The organism is Streptomyces sp. NPDC059455 (assembly GCF_042750115.1).
GTDB classification, from domain to species: Bacteria; Actinomycetota; Actinomycetes; order Streptomycetales; family Streptomycetaceae; genus Streptomyces; species Streptomyces endocoffeicus.
The window spans coordinates 1-4,587 of sequence record NZ_JBHYVB010000112.1 but is presented as its reverse complement, the minus strand read 5'-3'; the positions used below and the strand labels follow the sequence as shown (position 1 = coordinate 4,587).

Annotated in this window: 5 protein-coding genes and 1 pseudogene; all 6 read left to right on the top strand. The window is 69.0% G+C overall.

The annotated features are described in order from the left end of the window. Positions 1–151 precede the first annotated feature (151 nt). The 6 genes and pseudogenes from ACFXB5_RS32480 (at position 152) to ACFXB5_RS32455 (ending at position 4,517) form a co-directional block, all read left to right on the top strand. On the top strand, positions 152–1,588 hold the full coding sequence (locus tag ACFXB5_RS32480) for a class I adenylate-forming enzyme family protein (RefSeq protein ID WP_385214560.1): 1,437 nt from the start codon (positions 152–154) through the stop codon (positions 1,586–1,588). Beyond that, positions 1,585–2,619, top strand: coding sequence for an ACP S-malonyltransferase (locus ACFXB5_RS32475; RefSeq protein WP_385214557.1), 1,035 nt, complete (start codon positions 1,585–1,587; stop codon positions 2,617–2,619). The genes ACFXB5_RS32480 and ACFXB5_RS32475 overlap by 4 nt, the downstream gene beginning before the upstream one ends. 72 nt (positions 2,620–2,691) lie before the next feature. Continuing rightward, complete coding sequence (locus ACFXB5_RS32470; RefSeq protein ID WP_385214554.1) at positions 2,692–3,072, top strand: helix-turn-helix domain-containing protein; 381 nt, start codon at positions 2,692–2,694, stop codon at positions 3,070–3,072. Beyond that, positions 3,023–3,301: a hypothetical protein gene (locus ACFXB5_RS32465; RefSeq protein ID WP_385214551.1), complete on the top strand. Its 279-nt coding sequence runs from the start codon at positions 3,023–3,025 to the stop codon at positions 3,299–3,301. Before ACFXB5_RS32470 ends, ACFXB5_RS32465 begins: the two co-directional genes overlap by 50 nt. Positions 3,302–3,416: 115 nt before the next feature. Next, positions 3,417–4,071 (top strand): annotated as a pseudogene (locus ACFXB5_RS32460) (alpha/beta fold hydrolase). A gap of 65 nt (positions 4,072–4,136) precedes the next feature. Further along, entirely contained in the window at positions 4,137–4,517 is a 381-nt protein-coding gene (locus ACFXB5_RS32455; protein WP_037957071.1) for a helix-turn-helix domain-containing protein, read from the top strand. Positions 4,518–4,587 lie beyond the last annotated feature (70 nt).

Sequence of the window (4,587 nt, the reverse complement as noted above, 5' to 3'; positions counted from 1 at the left end):
TGTGTTTTCCTAGACGTCCCCCCCGGCGCTACCCCCGTTACCCGCGGGGGGTGTCCCCCACTCCCGGGCCCACGTCTCGCAGAGCGTCGGCGTCGCGGGTGGCTCTTCACCCCAAGAGACTTCAAGAAGAAGAAAGGCTCAGTGAAACCCGATGACCGCAAAGGTCTTTGCGACGGAAGCGGTGCATTCGCTTCCCGAGTTCGAACAGAGGGCCCTGGCCATCGCCGAAGCGCTCCGCGAGCGCGGAGTCAGCGACGGCACCCGGGTCATGCTGAAGGCGGGCAACTCCGCCGGCTATGTCGGGGCCCTCCTCGCCCTGATGCACACCGGTGCGTCGATCGTCATGGTCGACCACCAGGAGCGGGCGGAGGCCACCCAGCGCATCTGCGACCGGGCCGGGGTCAAGATCTGCGTGGTCGACGACGACACCCCGATGCCCGAGAGCGGCCCGGCCCGGGTCACCATCTACGAACTGCTCGTGGCGTCCATGGAGCAGACCCCCGCCGAGCAGCGGCTGTCCCTCGACACCTGGTGCGAGCTGCCCGACGGCCTGATCATGTGGTCCTCCGGGTCCACCGGGGAGCCCAAGGGCGTCGTCAAGACCGGGGCGAAGTTCCTGAAGAACCTGGAGCGCAACGCCCAGCAGGTGGGCCACGGCCCCGATGACGTTCTGCTGCCGCTGCTGCCCTTCTCCCACCAGTACGGGCTGTCCATGGTGCTGATCGCCTGGCTGGTCAAGTGCTCGCTGGTCATCGCGCCCTACCGGCGGCTGGACCGGGCGATGACCATGGCGGGCACCTGCGGGGCCACGGTGGTCGACGCCACCCCGGCCAGCTACCGCAGCATGCTCAACATGATCGGCCGCAAGCCCGCCCTGGGGGACGAGCTCTCCGGTGTCCGCATGTTCTGCAGCGGGGCTGCCCCGCTGGACCCGGGCCTGGTCGCCGACTACGTCAAGCGGTTCGGACTGCCCCTGCTGGACAGCTACGGCAGCACCGAGGCCGGGAATGTGGCCTTCGCGACCGAGGACAACGTGGTCGCCTGCGGGCGGGCCGTCGAGGGCCTGAAGCTGCGGATCGTCGACGACGAGGGTGCCGCGCTCACCTCCGGCGAGGTCGGGGAGATCCAGGTCCACTCGCCCGACCTGATGGAGGGCTACCTGGCGGAGGACGGCACGGTCGCCCCCGTCGACCCGGCCAAGACCGAGTGGTACCCCACCGGCGACTTCGGCTATCTGGACGGCGGGGACAACCTCTTCGTCCTCGGCCGGAAGGCCGCGGTGCACCGCAACGGCCACACGCTCTACCCCGAGATCATCGAGCACAAGCTGGCCGCGGGCGGCTGCCTCGTCAAGGTCGTCCCCGTCCCGGACGAACAGCGCGGCTGCCAGCTCCTGTTCTTCGTGGAGGACGAGCAGCAGCGGGAGCCGCGGCACTGGCGGGAGCCGATCACCTCTCTGCTGCCCGACTTCGAGCACCCCAACCGCATTCACGTCCTGGAGCGATTCCCCCTGAACCGCAACGGCAAGCCCGACAAACGACAGCTCGAGCAGCTGGCCCTCGACCTGGCGCCGGGAGCGAAGGCATGACAGAGCAGCAGATCACCGAACCACAGGCCACAGAGACGCGGACATCCGATCCGGGGACATCCGATCCGGAGACCAGCCGTACGGCGGTGGTCTTCCCCGGGATGGGGCCCTTCCGCTTCACCGACGTGGGCGAGTTCCTGCTGACCAACCCCCATGCCCGGCGCCGGCTCGCGATCGCCGACGAGGTGGTGGGGTACTCCGTGTTCGACCGGTACCGCCAGTCGGACGCCGACGAGGAGGCGCAGTACGCCGCGCACACCCAGATCGCCTTCCTGACCGTCTGTCTCTCCCTCGCCGACTGGGCGGAGGAGGAGCTGGGAGAGCGGCCCGAGCTGTGCGCCGGACCGAGCTTCGGCCAGCGGGCCGCGGTGACCTACGCGGGGTCCCTGCCGTTCGAGGAGACCGTGCGGCTCACCGCCGAACTGGCGCGCTGCGAGGAGGAGTACTTCCGGCAGGAGCACCGTGAGGCGGTCACGCACTGCGTGATCCACACCCCCGAGGAGCGGCTTCAGGAGGCGCTGGCCGAACTGGACGCCGAGGGGGAGTGGCACGACGTCTCGGGCTACATCGACCAGGGCTTCTACCTCGTGTCCCTGCGCGAGCCCGTGCTCGACCGGTTCAAGAAACGGATCGGCGAGCTCGGCGGATACAACATGTACACCATGTGGCCGCCCGTGCACGCCCCGGCGTTCGGCGCCCTACGCCGCAAGGCGGAGGAGGAGGTCCTCGGCACCTTCGAGGTGGCCGACCCCAAGCTGCCGGTCGTCGCCGACCAGAACGGCGCGCTGCTGACCGACGCGGACGGTGTGCGCACCATGCTGCTCGACACCTTCAACCGCCCGATCCGCTGGCCGGACATGGTGGACACGATGCGGGAGCACGGCATCACCAAGGTCTGCATCGCGGGTCCGGACAACCTCTTCGGCCGGGTGAACCGCACCGTGGACAACTTCGAGGTCGTGGCCATCGACGCCCGCAAGGCGATGCGCCCGCGGGTCCGGCAGAGGAGTGCCCGCCGGGCGAGGCGGTGATGGAGGCGCTGCCCCCGGGCAGCGCCCCCGTGTAATTGACTGATCGATCTCAAAAAGGGTTAGCGTGCCGGTATGGCACGGAGGAAGGAATTCGACCCGGAGGTCGCGCTGGACGCCGCGATGCGGCTGTTCTGGCGCAATGGCTACGAGGGGACGTCCACCAGCGACCTGGTGGACGAGCTGGGCATCGCACGGGCAAGTCTGTACGGGACCTTCGGATCCAAGCGCGGACTGTACCTGGCCGCGCTCGACCGCTTCCTCTCCGGCGGCTCGGGGCCGAGCCCGGCCGACATCCTGGCGTCGCGCACATCGGCCCTGGACGCCGTCCGGGATCTCCTGGAGACCAGCGCGGCGGCCCCGAAACCGGACACCCCCCCAGGGCTGCTTCGCGGTCAACGCCACGGTGGAGCACGGCGATTCCGACCCCGAGATCGCGCGGCGCCTCGAGGGTAACCGAAGCCGCCTCGAGACCGCGCTCTACGGCGCGCTGCTGAGGGCCCACGCGGAGGGCGAGCTGGCCCCCGGCGTCGATCCACGATCGGCGGCGACCATGCTGGCCTCGCTCAACAGCGGCCTGAAGGTGCTGTCGTGCGCGGGCGCGGACCAGCGCGACCGCATCACCACCTCCGTCGACGCCGTCATGGCGATGCTGACCCCACCGGCGGCCGCCGTCACCGACTGACGGCGGCGATCCACGGCCGCGAGGGCGGAAGGCACCTGTCGTCGCTCATGGCTCATGCCTGCGTTCATTCGAGACAAGTCAGTCCCGAAACCCTGAGATCGATTATGGAGAAGCAATGATTTCCGACCATCGTGGAGCCCCTGTCCGCACCGGCCGCGCCGCCGTCAACGGGACGAAGCTGCACTACCGAACGGCCGGCTCCGGCCCGGTGGTGGTACTGCTGCACGGCGTGCCCAAGACCGGCTATCACTGGCGGCACCTGGTCCCGAAGCTGACGGCACGGCACACCGTCGTCGTACCGGACCTCCGCGGTCTGGGCGACTCCGCCCACCCCGCGGACGGCTTCGACTGCGCCACGATGAGCGCAGCCGGACGTACCCGAGATGCTGATCGCCGGGCATGAGCGCGCGCTCATCACCTACATGCTGAAGGACGAGCGCAGCTACCCCGACACCGCCACCGCGGACGCGATCGAGGAATATGTGCGCTGCTACTCCATGCCCGGCGGTATCCGCTCGATGCTGGCGGTCTATCGGGCGATGCTCGTCGACGCCGAGCAGAACCGGGAGGCGGCGCGGACGAAGCTGGACATCCCGGTGCTGGCGCTCGGTGGCGACGCGTTCATCGGCGACCGGAACGAGGCCCAGATGCGGCTCCTCGCCCATGACGTCACCGGTCATGTCTTCGAGGCCGGACACGACCTCGCCGAGGAGGTGCCGGACGAGGTGGCCGAGGTGCTGCTGGCGTTCCTGACCGACCGGCTCACCTGACCCGAGTCGGCTCCCCGCATCCGTGCTCTCTTGTGGTGACTCGGGAACTGTAGGAGAGTGACCTTATGGGGACCAAGCAGTACACGGGCTCGCCCGAAGACGCCGATCTGATGCGCGCGGACTCGCTGGCGAGGGAGATCTTCGCGGATGTCGCCAACAAGTGGGCGTTCCTGATCATCGAGTTCCTCGGTGAACGCACCCTGCGCTTCAGCGAGTTGCGGAACGAGGTCGAGGGCATCAGCCACAAGATGCTCACCCAGAACCTGCGCATGCTGGAGCGCAACGGCCTGGTCGAGCGGAAGGTGCACCCCACCGTGCCGCCACGGGTCGAGTACACCCTCACCGAGGCGGGCCGGGCCCTGCGGGCGACGGTCGATGGAATGTGCGGCTGGACGCATACGTACCTCGGTCATATCGAGGAATCCCGCCGCCGCTTCGACACCTGAACGAGCGGAGCACTCGCCCGAGCGGAGCACTCACCGGAGCCGCGCGGTGGCCCCATGGAGTGGGGGCCAC

What these genes read in the sequence shown, in the direction of transcription:
- ACFXB5_RS32470 (WP_385214554.1), top strand. Translation starts at nt 2,692, where the DNA reads ATGGCACGGAGGAAGGAATTCGACCCGGAGGTCGCGCTGGACGCCGCG.
- ACFXB5_RS32480 (WP_385214560.1), top strand. Translation starts at nt 152, where the DNA reads ATGACCGCAAAGGTCTTTGCGACGGAAGCGGTGCATTCGCTTCCCGAG.
- ACFXB5_RS32455 (WP_037957071.1), top strand. Translation starts at nt 4,137, where the DNA reads ATGGGGACCAAGCAGTACACGGGCTCGCCCGAAGACGCCGATCTGATG.
- ACFXB5_RS32475 (WP_385214557.1), top strand. Translation starts at nt 1,585, where the DNA reads ATGACAGAGCAGCAGATCACCGAACCACAGGCCACAGAGACGCGGACA.